Source organism: Bacillus sp. FSL P4-0248 (assembly GCF_038593305.1).
GTDB classification, from domain to species: Bacteria; Bacillota; Bacilli; order Bacillales; family Bacillaceae; genus Bacillus; species Bacillus safensis.
The window spans coordinates 538,245-553,115 of the sequence record NZ_CP151983.1 but is presented as its reverse complement, the minus strand read 5'-3'; the positions used below and the strand labels follow the sequence as shown (position 1 = coordinate 553,115).

Below are 14,871 nucleotides of genomic sequence, written 5' to 3'. Positions count from 1 at the left end.
ACAAAATCCGAATTTTCATCCTCTTCAATAGCTCCTCAAATAAAATAGTCTCTGTTTAAATTATAGATCTCTCTTGGGTACTCCTATTTTTTAATGCTTCTTCTAAATTCATAGCATACCCCCTGTTATATTCCACCTACCTTATTAACCAATCTAAAAAAATATATTCAACTAATAAATAAACTTTTCAGGCTTTTAGTTCCTTCAATGCCTCTTCTCACTTCAAACGACAAGGATCATTTTCCTGAACGGAATTTTATTTTATCTAAGAAAAATACCACGCAAGAAATCCCCTATTCTTATATTAATGATGTAAATATTCAAATAAATTTTATTGTGTCGGAACACCCTTTATTTTTCAAAGACGAATTACAAAAAGGATATTATATCTACACTTTTGCGGTTTTTTACGGTCATAGGAGTATGGTTACTTGAAATAACACAAGCTTTTTTTCCTAATATCACTTGAAAAATGCTATAATTCGGTTGTAAAAAATAGTTTTTTCCAATTTTTCATTGAGGTGATCTATTTGTTAAGATGTATCACTACTACTGGTGAAGCATTAAATTCACTAACTGTTGAAGAACAAATCGCACGAAAATTATCAAAGAATAAAAGCATTTTATGCCCACACTGTCGTAATTCAGTAATATACAAAAAAGGAAGATCAATAAGAGCTCACTTTGCTCACCATAATTCAGATTGTGTAGTTTCAAATTATGAGCCTGAAACAGTATCACATATCTTAGGAAAAGAAATACTGTTTAACTGGTTAACAAAGCAATTTCCTGATGCAGAAGTACAATTTGAAGTTTATATTCCTGAAACAAAACAAATTGCAGATATCCTTGTAAAACATAATGGCGACGAAAGCCTGGATAACATTCAATGGGCATTTGAATTTCAACATAGTCAATTATCTGTCCGAGACTGGGAGAAACGACATTTATCTTATGAATCTGAAGGTATTCAGGATTTTTGGATACTTGATAAAGCTACCTTTATGAAATTTTCCAGAGCAGAAGGTTTTACTGATTGTCGGAAAAGAAGCAACTTAGAAAAAGAGATTTTCACTAAAACAGGACTCTGTTATTTTTTGGATACCAAAAGTGCAGAGTTAACAATAGACTTTAACTTTAGTAAAACATGGGATACAGGTATATATAATAGGAAAAGAGTTAGTACAGAATATACTTATCATAGCCCCATGGAGCATTCCAGTCATATTGATTCAGTTCGTGTAAGAATCAACGAAGAATTTAAATATGGTGTATTAACGTTTGACAAAATTGAAAAACTAATGGAGGAAAAACTTAGCTGGATACTTGTAAAGCTTAGAGATGCAGAAGAAAAAAAATTTAATGAAGAGCTCCAAAGTCAAGCTCGTAAGAAGAAAGAATATTTAGAGACATTATATGAAAAAGAAACATTAAATAAGATTTGGGAGTTTATTAGAGGAAACAGAGAAGAATTCATTGAGGATATAAAGCAGATGAGTGACGAAGAATTTTATGAATTTCATAAAATAAAATTCGAAAAATTCCTCATGAACCTCCAAGAATATGAGAATTTCGAAAAGAGCGAAGAGTTAGTAAAAAGGTTACTCTCAAAAATAGTATACCGATTTAAAGATTTATATGATATGTCTTTTCTTGCTAATCAAGCTGAACAATCACTTGAAGAATTTTTAAGGCTTATATATCAAGAAAAAATCGAGCAAGTTATCTACGTATATGAAACTTATAAAGAAACCCTAGAAAAGCTAGCATCAAAACATCCTAAATTTGTGAATAAAGATTTAGACAATATAAACTTTAAATTAAAAGTTTCTAGTTCAATACGCAATCCCTCAGCTATTGATTATGCCATTCAATATCATCATGTTAAAAATAAAGATGAAATTGACGATTATATGAAACAAATCAATGATAGCATTATTAATCATGACCCTTTTAAAAGTCTATTGGAATCTATACAAGAGGAGTAGGATGGTCTACTCCTCTAATTTTGTCTCTTTTCCCTTTACTTCCTCATAGTCTGGGGCTTTCTTTAATAAACCTAGTCTATCATTCTCTCCGTTTCCAGGCATGCTATCCATTTCATCATATTTATCACCTAGTTTTTCAAAGTAATCATATGGTGAAAGTTCACGCGAATGATCTTCTGGAAGATAAAAAGCAACTTGAATATACTTTCCCCCATCATACACACGAATTAAAGCATTATTAAAGCATTTTCTCTTGTATATATACTGGTATCAGCGCCCAATTCTTTTGCACTTTTTTTGTCTAGATCAATAACTCCATTAATCGCATCATCATACTTGTTGCCACCACATGCAGTTAAAACGAACATCATCATCAAACTAAGGAAAATAAAAAGGTTTTTCATAAACATTACCTTCAATATCAACAATTTGTAATCGCCCATGAATTAGGGCATTACTTTCTCCATAAAAGATTGAATACTTTCAAAATTGTTAATTGCTATAAAGTTCTAAAAGATAAACTTGAACATCAAGCAAGCCTATTTGCATCAGAATTAATACTGACAGATAAAATGCTTAATGAAGCCCTTCCATATATACAGGGTTTTAGCAAAGAACAAATAGCAGCATACTTCAACGTACCATTATTTGTTACTGATTATAAACTTTCTCAAATTGGCTTATTTAGTAACAGAATCTATTCACACGAAATTGGTTAAAGGAGAAATAAAATGTCTGTAAAAAAACTTGAAAATGGTCAATATCAAGTTGACGTTAGCTTTGGATTTGACCCGATTACTGGAGAAAAAATTAGGACGAGACCAGTAGCCTCAACCAAAAAAGAGGCTTTAGAATTAGAAGCAAAATTAAGAAGAGAATTTCAAGAGGAAAGAGCAAGAAAATCCAGATCAGTAAGCTTTCCGACTCTAATTTCAATTTATTTAGCTAGTTGTGTAATAGATAGTAAACCAAACTATTATCAGAATCAGAAATACATTATAAACAATCATATATCTCATTACTTTTTGAAATCTGATATACAAAAAATCACACATAGAGAAATAACTCATTTTAGAAAACATTTAATGGAAACAGGTCTAAGCAATAAATCGTTTAATAATATAATGACTAGTCTAAGCAAAATTTTTGATACAGCTGTACATGAAGAAATCTTAAAAAGAAATCCGTGTGACAACGTTAAACGATTACCCTTAACAAGAAAGAAAATGAAGTTTTGGAGACCAGAAGAATTCAAAAAATTTATTAGTTTAATTCCTCAAGATCAATTATTGTTTAAAAACCTTTTATACTGTTGCTTTTTTAACTGGACTAAGATGTGGTGAAATGCTCGCCTTGCAATGGAAAGATATTGACAAAATCTTATTAGAAATAGATATACTTAAATCGTGTACCTGGCTTGATGGTCAATTTGTTGTTACTGCCCCGAAAACCAAAAATTCGATTCGACGAGTTAGTATCAATAAAAAATTGCTTAAGCTAATAGAACGTTGGAGAGAAGCACAAGAAGAGTTGTTTAATGAATTAGGTATTAGACATTCACATGACACCTATATCTTCCAATATAAAGATACACCCTCAAGAAAAGATATTTTCAGTCGGAAGATTAAATACTTTTGCAGGGACAGCGATCTTACTCCTATACGTCTACACGATTTTAGACATTCACACGTTGCGTTATTAATAAACCAAGGAGAGGACTATATAACAAATAAAGAACGTTTGGATCATGGTTCTGTTAAAACAACAATTGATGTCTATGGACACTTATATCCAAATAAACAAAAAGAAATGGCTGATAAACTGGATATGTGGATTTAAAAAAAGAATTGTAAATCCTGTTTATTTTTCTACTTAAGTGATAACTCTAAGAATGAAGTATCATTAATGGCTAAAGGAGAAATTACATTGGATTTTACAAATGGTAAGGGTGACAGAAAAGATCTAGTCCTAAAAAGCGATCCAGGGTATAAAGCTCATTGTCCTGAATGCAACTGGGATGGAAATTGCTTTACTAACATCTCAACAGGAACTGCAAAAAAAAATGCTCAACAAGAAGCTAATTCTCATAATAAAAACACAATACATGACAGCGGAAATAGAACTCCGGCAACAGTTGTCTCATGTGTTGGCGGAATAGATTAAAATTGAAATGCAGTTAGACCAATTAAATCCAACTATAACTTACTTTAGGTAAGTGGGCAGTTTGTGGGCAGTAAATCATTTGAAAATAAACAAAAAAATACCAAGGGCGTCAAAACCCTTGGTATAATTGATGCGGCCGAGAGGACTTGAACCTCCACGGGTTATTCACCCACTAGGCCCTCAACCTAGCGCGTCTGCCATTCCGCCACGACCGCGTGTATGATGTGCTCATATATTCATAAGTGCACTGTTTGGAAAAACAATGCGGGTGAAGGGACTTGAACCCCCACGTCATAAAGACACTAGATCCTAAGTCTAGCGCGTCTGCCAATTCCGCCACACCCGCGTGACAATGGTGAGCCATGAAGGACTCGAACCTTCGACCCTCTGATTAAAAGTCAGATGCTCTACCAACTGAGCTAATGGCTCATCTGCTATGCAGAAAAACATATAAAAAAATGGCTGGGCTAGCTGGATTCGAACCAACGCATGACGGAGTCAAAGTCCGTTGCCTTACCGCTTGGCTATAGCCCAACGAATCAAAAAACAAAACATGACCCGTACGGGATTCGAACCCGTGTTACCGCCGTGAAAGGGCGGTGTCTTAACCGCTTGACCAACGGGCCATACAATAATGGCGGAGAAGGAGGGATTTGAACCCTCGCGCCGCTCGCGCGACCTACACCCTTAGCAGGGGCGCCTCTTCAGCCACTTGAGTACTTCTCCATTATGGCTCCGCAGGTAGGACTCGAACCTACGACCGATCGGTTAACAGCCGATAGCTCTACCACTGAGCTACTGCGGAATAATAAGACATGTTTCATTATATCTATGCCAGAAAAATGTGTCAAGAATTTTTAAGTGTTTCATTCCTGTCTCATTAGCGACGGCTTTTATAATTTAACATATACTAATATAACAGTCAAGCCTTTCTTCCTTCCTTTTTGTTTTCTGTTTAGACATGACAGAAAGACCCCGACCTCTAATTGAAAGACCAAGGCCTCCTTGCTGCTGCGCTCTCTATGGGTTCATGACAGCTTATACTTCCGCATCCACTTGTAAAAGGTGCTTCTTGGCACGCCTGCTGACCTCGCTGCTTCTGATACATGGCCCTTCGTTTTGTGAAGTGCGTCCATCACTGTTTGCTTTTGAATGCGTTCCCTAAACGTGAGTTCTTTTGGATTCTCGGTATACTCTGGTAGATGCAGCTTCTGCTTTTTCTGATCCATCGCCTCTAATACCGCCGCATATTGCGATTCACCAATCCATCCTCCTTTAGGAAACAGTACCCTTATATGTTCAAACAGATTAAAAAGCTCTCGTATGTTTCCTGGCCAATGGTACGCTTCAAGCTTACGAAAAAATGATTCAGGAAATGCTGCATTCCATTGGTGTTTCTTTTGGTAGTAACGATATAAATCAACAATGTCTTCTTTTCTTTCCCTAAGCGGCGGGATGTTGATTGGGTAGACATGAAGTCGGTAATACAAATCTTCTCGTATTTTACCTTCCTTCAACAGTTCGTTCATATTTCGGTGTGTCGCTGTAATGATTCTAATATCCAAAGGGATTTCGTGTGTCCCGCCGAGCGGTACGACTTTCCTTTCTTCAATGACCCTAAGAAGCGCCACTTGCATCGCATAAGGGATTTCTCCAATTTCGTCTAAAAAGAGCGTTCCTTTTTGCGCCTGTTCAAACTTCCCCTTTGCTCCATGACGTTTTGCCCCTGTAAAAGCCCCTTCAGAATAACCAAATAGTTCGCTTTCTAACAGGCTTTCAGGTATGGCTCCACAATTAACGGCAATAAACGGTCCTTCATGTCTTTCACTAGCTAAGTGAATCGCTCGAGCGGCCAGTTCTTTCCCTGTACCTGTTTCTCCCCAAATATATACATTTGCATCTGTTTGTGCCGCTCGTTTTATTTTGCTGAGCGTCTGTTGAAATACCGTACTTGTTCCAGATTCCCCGGGAAATTGAGCAAAAGAAACGGTTATATTGCTCTTTGCTGCTTCTTCAAGCGAAAAAGACATCCCAAGCAGCTTTCCGTCCTGTTCTGACTGAATGATCTGCTTGTCCCGTGTAAAAAATGTATCACCCGTGAGCAGCTCAACATCCATTCCATACCAGTCTGAAAATCGGTCTCTAATTGGCTTACTTGCCAAAACAATCTGCTTTTTCTCATTACAGACAACATACGGCTCGTCATCTTCCACCTGCTGGAGACGATGACTGATCAGCTCCATCTCTTTCCTTTTTTGCTGGACCTGAATTTCTCTCTCTATGGCATATGCAACTGTTGAAGCCATCCCAAGCATAAAAGGATGCCTTTGATCCGCCATACAGGAGATATCAATCACTCCTATTATCGTGTCATCTGCATCACGAATAGGGGCCGCTGAACAACTCCAATGGTGGGAAGCGACTGAAAAATGCTCAGTTCCGTTGATCGCTACAGCTTCCCCAATGACCAGTGCCGTTCCAATAGCGTTCGTCCCCACATCGGCTTCGGTCCAGCGCGCGCCCTCCATAAAATTTATTTTTTTCGCTTCTACCAGCGTCCTTTGGCTTCCTGTCAGACTTAGCACATAACCATCTGCATCGATGAGTAAAGCCATCATGTCAGATTCTTTTAATTGCTGACTGATTTTATTTAAGTAAGGAAGAGCGGCATTTAGAAATAGTGAGTACTTCTTTTTTTGAACACTGAATAATTCCTTTTCTAACAACGACTGTCCTTTATCTAAATACGGGTTCACATTTGCCTGTTTACATCTGTGCCATGACTCCATCACTCTCTTATCCAGACGAGACCTATCAAGCAAACCTTCATGAACAAAACGTTTCCAAGTATTTAAATAACAAGGCGTCGGATTCATTCCATCCTCTCCTCTGGGGGCTTTTTATCCATTATAGATAATTATAAAAGCGCTTTCAATTATTGGCTGACCCAGGAAGTCATTCGGATAGAAGGTTTCTCTATCAGCAGTGCACCGCTCGCCCATTTGTTTGCAGCAAGGCTTCGTGTATCGCCTCAGAGAGTGTCGGATGTGCCGCAATAAACTGCTCTAATGTATCAGCTGTCAACTCTGTATGCATCATCACCGCCGCTTGTCCAATCAGTTCTGTTGCATTCGGCCCGATAATGGATACACCTAAAATTTCTTGATATTGCGGTTCGACAATGACCTTTACTTGACCAGCTGGCTGATTTAAAATTAGTGCTTTTCCATTTGCAGAGAATGCAAATGTCCCTATCCGAATCTCCCCATATTGTTTTCTAGCATTCTCTTCATTTAAACCGACACTAGCGATTTCTGGAGACGTGTAGATGCACCTTGGAATCACGTGTTCATTGACCTTTACATCTTCCCCTGATGCATGTGATGCCGCAATCGTTCCTTCATGAAAAGCAGCATGAGCAAGCTGAACGCCGCCTGTCACATCACCGCACGCATAGATATGCGGGAGATTGGTTTGCATATGCTCATTCACGCAGATGCCGTTCCTGTCAAATTCAATGCCGATCTGCTCAAGATTCAGCTCTTCCAGCCTCGGCTTTCTGCCAATGGCGACTAAACAATGATCAGACTGGATGTCACAGCGCTCCCCATGAACCTTCTCAACGACCACTTTTTTTGAGCTTGCATCAAGCTGTTTGACTTTTGCTGATGTCAAAATCTCTACACCTGCTTTTTGAAGCTGATCGTAAAGACAGTTAGCTGTATCGTGATCTTCTTCAGGTAAAATGTGTGCTGCCTGTTCCACCATGACAACCTTTGATCCCATTCTGCTAAAGATGCTTGCAAACTCACAGCCGATCACCCCTCCACCAATGATACAAAGCGAATCTGGTATTGAAGGGAGCGTCATGGCATCCTTACTATCAATGATCCACTCTCTGTCAAATGGGGCGAAAGGTAAAGCAGCAGGTTCTGATCCCGTAGCAATAATGAATTGTTTGGCTTGAATGATTTCAGATTTCCTTTCACTTTCTATCAATAGCTCATGAGCTGAAAGAAATGATGCTTTCCCATTTAACACGCTGATTTTGTTTTTATTCATCAAATAACGAACGCCATCAGTCAACTGCTTGACGACTGACCGTTTCCGCTTTTGAACGGCCTCCCAATGAATAACAGGCTCCTTTTCTGAAAGCTCAATTCCAAAATGTCCAGCTGATTTCACATGCTCGTACATATCAGCGCTTTGCAAAAGTGCTTTCGTTGGAATACAGCCTTCATTCAGGCAGGTACCTCCTAACAGGCCTTGGTCGATTAATACAACCTCTCTGTCAAAACGGGCGGCTGTTATTGCCGCCACATATCCTGCTGGCCCGCCTCCTATAATGACAAGCGTCATTCATTTCACCTTCTTCCTATAAAAGAATGGATACTGGATTTTCTAAATAGGCTTTAACAGTTGATATAAATTGTGATGCCGGCGCTCCGTCCAGCACGCGATGGTCAAATGTCAGACTGAGTGGCAGGATCGTCCCTTTACATAATTCATTCCCATGATAAACAGGCATTTGATCCGCTTTGCCAACGCCAAGAATACCTGCTTCCGGCGGATTCAAAATCGGTGTAAAATGTTCCACACCATAGGCGCCTAGGTTAGTGATTGTAAAGGTAGAGCCTTCAATTTCATCGTGGAGAAGTCTGCCTTCACGTGCTTTTTTGCCATACGATTTGATGCTCTTCGCCAGCTCAATAAGTGAAAGTTTTTCCGCATGCCGAATAACAGGCACTGCCAGCCCGTGATCTAAAGCAGCAGCGATTCCAAGGTGAACATACTCAAAAGTTTCGACTCTATCATTCTGATATTGACTGTTCATTGCAGGATGCTCTAGCAGGGAAAGAACCACTGCTTTGGCTACAAAATCGGTCATGGTTAATTTCATATTGTGTCGTGCTGCGGCTGTTTCGTTCAACTCAGACTGTAATGCTGTCAGCTTTGTCACATCCGCTTTCATCGTTATTGTTAATTGTGCACTTGTTTGCAGGCTCTCCATCATTCGCGAGGCAATGGTTTTCCGCATCATGCTGACTGGCTGATGCTTTGGTTCATTTTGTTGGTTTTCTTTTTCATCAGGAAGTGCCCGAAGCACATCCGCTTTCGTGATTCTCCCATCTGGACCTGTTCCCACTAGTGTATGAATATCCAGATTAGCGCTTTGAGCAATCTTACGTGCCACTGGGGAGATTTTCTTTCTCTCTTTCTTTTGTTTTGGCGGCAGGTCTTTTTCTTTCTTTTCCTCGACCTGTTCATTTCCTTCTCCGATATAGCAGATGACCGTGCCAGGCGGCACACCTTCTCCCTCAGGCACTTTTATATCCAATATGGTTCCTTCTGCAGGTGATTCGATCTCCATTTCAATTTTTTCAGAGTTGATGCTTGCAATGCTTTCCCCTTTATTTACGGTTTCTCCGACCTCTTTATTCCAGACAGATACCGTTCCTTCTCTCATTGACATGCCCAATTTCGGCATCACAACCTCGACAGCCATCTCCCTCTCTCCTTTCTTTAGTTCAAGATCTTGTCATGACTCTTTCCAACCATCTCTAATACGGTGTTCACAACCTTATCAGGTGTCGGCAAATAGATATCTTCAAGCGGTGGTGAAAACGGGACCGGTGTATGAGGAGCCGTCACTTTTTTGATTGGAGCGTCAAGTAAATCGAATCCTTTATCCGCAACCAGAGAAGAAATATCTGCGGCAATTCCGCACCTCGGATTTGCTTCATCTACAATGACAAGCCGATTTGTTTTTTCTACTGAAGTTAGAATGGCCTCTTCATCGAGCGGTGACAAGCTTCTTGGATCAATCACCTCTGCTTCAATTCCACGTGCAGTTAATTGCTCGGCCGCTTCGAGTGCTGTATGAACTTGTTTGCCTACTGCAAAAATGGTCACATCTGAGCCCTCTCTTTTCACATCTGCTTTGCCAAGCGGCAGCGTGTAGTATCGCTCTGGAACATCTCCTGTGATATTGTAAAGCGTTTTGTCTTCAAAAAAGATGACAGGGTCCTGATCCTCGATGGCTGCCAGCAGCAATCCTTTGGCATCGTATGGTGAAGAAGGCACCACTACTTTCAATCCAGGGATGCTTGTAAATAGCGCATACAAGCTTTGCGAATGCTGAGCAGCTGCTCTAAAACCCGCCCCATGTGTCGTTCTGATCGTGATCGGCACCTCTGCTTTTCCGCCAAACATATATCGGAATTTTGCTCCTTGATTCAGCACTTGATCCAGACAGGTGCCGATAAAATCATTAAACATGAGTTCTGCAATTGGCCTTAACCCTGTGGAAGCTGCTGCCATGGCCGCACCTACATAGCCAGCTTCACTAATCGGTGTGTCAAGAACTCGCTCACGTCCAAACTCCTGAACGATTCCTTTCGTTACACCAAGCACACCGCCCCATGCTTCATCATCCTGTAAGTGATCGACATGAGCACCTCCAGCAACATCTTCCCCCATTAAAATGACATCCTCGTCTCTTCTCATGGCAAGTTTAATCGCTTCATTTAATGCACTAGACATGCTGATTTCTCTTGTCATTTTCCTCTCCCCCTTTGATTTATTGATACGAAACATACACGTCGGTCAATAATTCGGTCTGATCTGGATATTCACTTTCTTCACTGAATGTAACGGCTTCATCTATCGCTTCTGCTACAGCCGCTTCAATCTTTGATAGCTCCCCATTCGTCAGCAGCTGCTGCTTGATCAATTCATTTTTAAAAAGAGCGATCGCATCTCTCTCTTCTTGGTGTTCTGTTTTTTCTTGATTGGTTTTATAACGCTGGGCATCTCCTTCGAAATGGCCATAATTTCGATATGTCATGCATTCAATTAATGTCGGACCTTCTCCATTTTTTGCTCGTTCAATTGCTTGTTCTGCGGCTTGATAAACGGCCATCACATCTTTTCCATCTACTTGAATCCCAGGAATGTCATAACCGGCCGCTCGATCCACGATTGATTTGCAGCTTGAAGCATAAGAAAATGGTGTCGCTTCCCCGTACCCATTGTTTTCTGCAATGAAAATGACGGGCAGTTTCCAGATGGCCGCGAGATTGATTCCTTCGTGGAAAGTCCCTTGATTGTTTGCACCATCTCCAAAAAAGCAAACGCTTACATTTTCTGTCTTTTTATATTTGGCTGTGAGGGCTGCCCCGCACGCAAGAGGAAAGCCGCCTCCAACAATTCCGTTGGCACCGAGCATTCCTTTATCAAAATCTGCAATGTGCATGGATCCGCCTTTTCCTTTACAGAGACCCGTGTCTTTTCCATAGATTTCTGCCATCATTCCTTTTAGATCACAGCCCTTAGCTATACAATGACCGTGGCCGCGGTGGGTACTTGTAATACTGTCTTTTTCATTCAGATGAGCACAGACTCCTACGGCAACAGCTTCTTCGCCAGCATAAAGATGGACAAACCCCGGCAAAATTCCTTTTGTAAAAAGCGTGTGCACCCGGTCTTCAAATTGGCGGATTTCCTGCATCTTTTGATACATCCATACGGCTTTTTCTTTACTCAATGCCATTTCCATTTAGTAAAACCTCCTATCCTTTTTTGCTTGCACTTCTATACAAGCAAAAATCGTGCCAACATGAAGACACATGAACACTTAGGTTTTGACCGAATCACACTGATGAAAAAAGAGACAAAATGAGACATGCGTCTCTTTTTGTCTCAATATGTCCACACATCAATTGGAACAAAAAAAAGCATCCCCGTAGAGGAATGCTTATCACAATGAATCGATTGTGCGCAGCCACTTTAATTTTCCTTTGCAGACGCCGCATACATAACGAGAGGTATCAAACCGTCTTTTCCTTATAAAAGACCGGCCGCATCCTGTGCAAATATATTCATGGCGTTTCCCCGCACGGCGCTTATTTTGTACGGTCTTTAGCGGTGTACAAAAACGCGGGGCTCCTACTTGCTTTAATAACGCTTTAAAATCACGGTCGCGATGCTGATAGCCCTTTCCTTCAAGATGCAGATGATAATGACACAGCTCATGCTTGATGATTCCGATTAATTCTTCTCGTCCATGCTCCTCTAGGTATCGGCGGTTTAGTTCAATGTTGTGTGTACCAAGTAAATATCGCCCGCCTGTCGTTTTTAACCGGTCATTAAAAACAGCCTGATGGCGGAATGTCTTGCCAAAGAACTGCTGGGAAATGTGCTCTGTTAACTGCTGTAATTCTCTCTCGTTCAATCAAGATCGTTCCTTTCTATAAAAACCTCGAACGGGACAATTTCCCCTAAGCATACATTGAAGGTACATCCACTGTTTCGATCAAAGGAGGAATGGGCGATGCCCAACTGGCTGAAAAATCAGATGCAGAAGGCATTTTATGAGAAAAATCATTATCAAATCAAATTGCTGAATCAATGCTGGTACTTCTATAGAAAAAAACATTCAGTCACATCAAGGCACACCCCATCCTAAGGTGCGCCTCGTTTTTTTGTTTACTCTGGTTTCAGCATGGTGAGGGCAACGCGGCCTTTTGCCTGGTCAACGGAGTCCACCCATACGGTCACAATGTCACCAACTGATACAACATCAAGCGGATGCTTCACAAAACGGTTGCTTAGCTTGGAAATATGCACAAGCCCATCCTGCTTTACGCCAATATCAACGAATGCACCGAAGTCTACAACGTTTCTCACCGTTCCTTGCAGCTCCATTCCTTGCTTCAAGTCTTCCAATTTCAACACATCTGTTTTGAGCAGCGGTTTTGGCACTTCATCCCGCGGATCACGCTCAGGTCTAGTCAGCTGATCAATGATATCTCGAAGTGTAATGGTCCCAATGTCAAGCTGCTGGGCTGCTTCGTCCAGTTTAACTTCAGCAATCTTCTCTTTTAACTGCTCTGTGCCAAGATCGTCTGGCGTCATGTTGATCATGCGTAAAAACTGTTTTGTTTCTTTATAGCTCTCAGGGTGAATACCTGTACGATCAAGCGGGTCTTGTCCATCTGTAATGCGAAGGAAACCGATACACTGCTCATATGTCTTAGCACCGAGCCTTGGAATATCCTTCAATTCTTTTCTGCTTGTGAATCTCCCAATCTCTTCGCGACGCTTGATGATATTCCCTGCGACGGCTTTTGAAAGGCCTGATACGTATTGCAGCAGCGCCTGTGAGGCTGTATTGACGTTCACACCGACTTGGTTGACGACTGTCTCAACAACGAAGGTTAACGAGCTGTTTAATTGCTTTTGACTCACGTCATGCTGGTATTGGCCCACACCGACAGACTTCGGATCAATTTTCACGAGCTCTGCTAAAGGATCTTGTAATCTTCTAGCGATTGAGATGGCGCTTCGTTCTTCGACTTGCAGATCTGGAAACTCTTCTCGTGCCAGCGCTGACGCGGAGTAAACACTTGCTCCAGCTTCATTCACGATCAAATAAGACACCGGCTGATCCAGCTCTTGAATCAAGTCTGCAATGAATTGTTCTGTCTCTCTTGAGGCTGTTCCGTTTCCAATCGCAATGACTTCGATGTTTGATGATTGAATGATCTCTTTGACTTTTTGTTTCGCTTCCGCTTTTTTCTGCACGGGCGGATGCGGGTAAATGACGCCAATATGATGGACTTTGCCTGTATCATCCACGACAGCTAATTTACAGCCTGTCCGAAATGCGGGGTCGACTCCAAGTACACGCTTCCCTTTCATCGGCGGCTGAAGCAGCAGTTTTCTTAAGTTTTCAGCAAAAATATGAATCGCTTGTTCCTCTGCTTTTTCTGTCAGCTCTTTTCTTATTTCTCGTTCGATGGAAGGCTGAATGAGACGTTTATACGCATCATCGATTGCCGCTTCAATAAACGGTCTCACCGTTGTCTGTCTGCCTTTTAGAACTTGTTTGTCGAGATAGAAGCGAATATTTTCAGCAGGTGGTTCGATGGCTGCCTTTAAAATGCCCTCTTTCTCCCCGCGGTTGACCGCTAGTACACGGTGCGGAACAATCTTTTTGATTGGCTCTTGATAATCGTAATACATTTCATAGACGTTTTTCTCATCGCTTTCGACGTCTTTTCCTGATGTGACCAGACTGCCCTTTTGGTACGTTTCGCTGCGAATCCATTTCCGCATATCAGGATCATCTGCCAGCTGTTCAGCAATGATATGCTGAGCGCCTTCTAGTGCCTCTTCTACACTTGTTACTTCCTTTTCTTCGTTGATAAAAGAAGCGGCCTTCTTCTCGATCTCATCACTTGGCAGCGTGAGTATATATTCTGCCAGCGGCTCAAGCCCTTTTGCTTTGGCTACATTCGCCTTTGTTTTACGTTTTTGTTTGAATGGACGGTATAAATCTTCGACCTCTTGCAGTTTATGAGCTTGTTCAATTTTCTGTTTTAATTCATCGGTTAGTTTGTCTTGTTCAGCAATTAAGCGAATGACTTCTTCTTTTCGGTTCGTGACATTTTGGATATATGTATAGCGCTCTGAAATGGTTTGAATTTGCACCTCATCCAGTGAGCCTGTCTGCTCTTTCCGATAACGGGCAATAAAGGGGACGGTGTTGCCATCCTCTAAGAGCTTGATCACACTTTCAATTTGTTTTGTTGAAAGCTTTAATTCTGTCGCAATTTGTTTCAATAAAAAGTCAGATGTCTTCATACTTTGCATCCTCTCACTGTGTCTTCTCTTTTAGTGTATCAAAAAAACCGGCAAAACAGAAAAAAGGTCAGCT

General features: G+C 40.9%; 12 protein-coding genes, 7 tRNA genes and 2 pseudogenes. 5 read left to right on the top strand and 16 right to left on the bottom strand.

Annotated elements, in window-relative coordinates; translation table 11 throughout:
• Positions 1-530: 530 nt before the first annotated feature.
• Positions 531-1,988: a competence protein CoiA family protein gene (locus NST65_RS02685; protein ID WP_181566873.1), complete on the top strand. Its 1,458-nt coding sequence runs from the start codon at positions 531-533 to the stop codon at positions 1,986-1,988.
• Between the two features lie 6 nt (positions 1,989-1,994).
• On the opposite strand, the gene NST65_RS02680 is transcribed toward NST65_RS02685, so the two are convergent.
• Positions 1,995-2,210: a cystatin-like fold lipoprotein gene (locus tag NST65_RS02680; protein ID WP_309300295.1), complete on the bottom strand. Its 216-nt coding sequence runs from the start codon at positions 2,208-2,210 to the stop codon at positions 1,995-1,997.
• A 5-nt stretch (positions 2,211-2,215) separates the two neighbouring features.
• On the bottom strand, positions 2,216-2,392 hold the full coding sequence (locus NST65_RS02675) for a hypothetical protein (protein ID WP_309300296.1): 177 nt from the start codon (positions 2,390-2,392) through the stop codon (positions 2,216-2,218).
• 9 nt (positions 2,393-2,401) lie between these two features.
• On the opposite strand from NST65_RS02675, the pseudogene NST65_RS02670 reads away from it, so the two are divergent.
• From NST65_RS02670 to NST65_RS02660, 3 genes and pseudogenes are all read left to right on the top strand, one after another.
• Positions 2,402-2,707, top strand: a pseudogene (locus tag NST65_RS02670) (ImmA/IrrE family metallo-endopeptidase); the annotation flags it as partial.
• A 12-nt stretch (positions 2,708-2,719) separates the two neighbouring features.
• Positions 2,720-3,827: pseudogene (locus tag NST65_RS02665) on the top strand (site-specific integrase).
• A 66-nt stretch (positions 3,828-3,893) separates the two neighbouring features.
• The gene (locus NST65_RS02660; protein WP_142675318.1) at positions 3,894-4,151 is read left to right on the top strand and encodes a hypothetical protein; all 258 of its coding nucleotides are present in this window, start codon (positions 3,894-3,896) and stop codon (positions 4,149-4,151) included.
• A 131-nt stretch (positions 4,152-4,282) separates the two neighbouring features.
• Here NST65_RS02660 and NST65_RS02655 read toward each other — a convergent pair.
• The 13 genes from NST65_RS02655 to NST65_RS02595 form a co-directional block, all read right to left on the bottom strand.
• Positions 4,283-4,366 (bottom strand) — tRNA-Leu (locus tag NST65_RS02655).
• Between the two features lie 48 nt (positions 4,367-4,414).
• Positions 4,415-4,497, bottom strand: a tRNA-Leu gene (locus NST65_RS02650).
• A gap of 7 nt (positions 4,498-4,504) precedes the next feature.
• Positions 4,505-4,580: transfer RNA gene (locus tag NST65_RS02645), tRNA-Lys, on the bottom strand.
• 30 nt (positions 4,581-4,610) lie between these two features.
• Positions 4,611-4,685: transfer RNA gene (locus NST65_RS02640), tRNA-Gln, on the bottom strand.
• A gap of 20 nt (positions 4,686-4,705) precedes the next feature.
• Positions 4,706-4,777: transfer RNA gene (locus NST65_RS02635), tRNA-Glu, on the bottom strand.
• Positions 4,778-4,786: 9 nt separating this feature from the next.
• A tRNA-Ser gene (locus NST65_RS02630) sits at positions 4,787-4,877 on the bottom strand.
• A gap of 4 nt (positions 4,878-4,881) precedes the next feature.
• A tRNA-Asn gene (locus tag NST65_RS02625) sits at positions 4,882-4,956 on the bottom strand.
• Between the two features lie 223 nt (positions 4,957-5,179).
• A complete protein-coding gene (locus tag NST65_RS02620) occupies positions 5,180-7,027 on the bottom strand; it encodes a sigma-54-dependent Fis family transcriptional regulator (protein ID WP_111927700.1) in 1,848 nt (615 codons plus the stop codon).
• Positions 7,028-7,130: 103 nt separating this feature from the next.
• Positions 7,131-8,510: a dihydrolipoyl dehydrogenase gene (gene lpdA / locus NST65_RS02615; protein WP_111927701.1), complete on the bottom strand. Its 1,380-nt coding sequence runs from the start codon at positions 8,508-8,510 to the stop codon at positions 7,131-7,133.
• A gap of 16 nt (positions 8,511-8,526) precedes the next feature.
• Complete coding sequence (locus NST65_RS02610; protein ID WP_111927702.1) at positions 8,527-9,657, bottom strand: dihydrolipoamide acetyltransferase family protein; 1,131 nt, start codon at positions 9,655-9,657, stop codon at positions 8,527-8,529.
• A 17-nt stretch (positions 9,658-9,674) separates the two neighbouring features.
• Positions 9,675-10,712, bottom strand: coding sequence for an alpha-ketoacid dehydrogenase subunit beta (locus tag NST65_RS02605; RefSeq protein WP_024427383.1), 1,038 nt, complete (start codon positions 10,710-10,712; stop codon positions 9,675-9,677).
• Positions 10,713-10,731: 19 nt separating this feature from the next.
• The gene (locus NST65_RS02600; protein WP_111927703.1) at positions 10,732-11,709 is read right to left on the bottom strand and encodes a thiamine pyrophosphate-dependent dehydrogenase E1 component subunit alpha; all 978 of its coding nucleotides are present in this window, start codon (positions 11,707-11,709) and stop codon (positions 10,732-10,734) included.
• A gap of 201 nt (positions 11,710-11,910) precedes the next feature.
• Positions 11,911-12,384, bottom strand: coding sequence for a SprT family protein (locus NST65_RS02595; RefSeq protein ID WP_024427381.1), 474 nt, complete (start codon positions 12,382-12,384; stop codon positions 11,911-11,913).
• Positions 12,385-12,483: 99 nt separating this feature from the next.
• Here NST65_RS02595 and cmpA point away from each other — a divergent pair, with 99 nt between their 5' ends.
• A complete protein-coding gene (gene cmpA / locus NST65_RS02590) occupies positions 12,484-12,618 on the top strand; it encodes a cortex morphogenetic protein CmpA (protein ID WP_008346893.1) in 135 nt (44 codons plus the stop codon).
• A 20-nt stretch (positions 12,619-12,638) separates the two neighbouring features.
• On the opposite strand, the gene NST65_RS02585 is transcribed toward cmpA, so the two are convergent.
• The gene (locus NST65_RS02585; RefSeq protein ID WP_144496841.1) at positions 12,639-14,798 is read right to left on the bottom strand and encodes a Tex family protein; all 2,160 of its coding nucleotides are present in this window, start codon (positions 14,796-14,798) and stop codon (positions 12,639-12,641) included.
• Between the last annotated feature and the right edge of the window lie 73 nt (positions 14,799-14,871).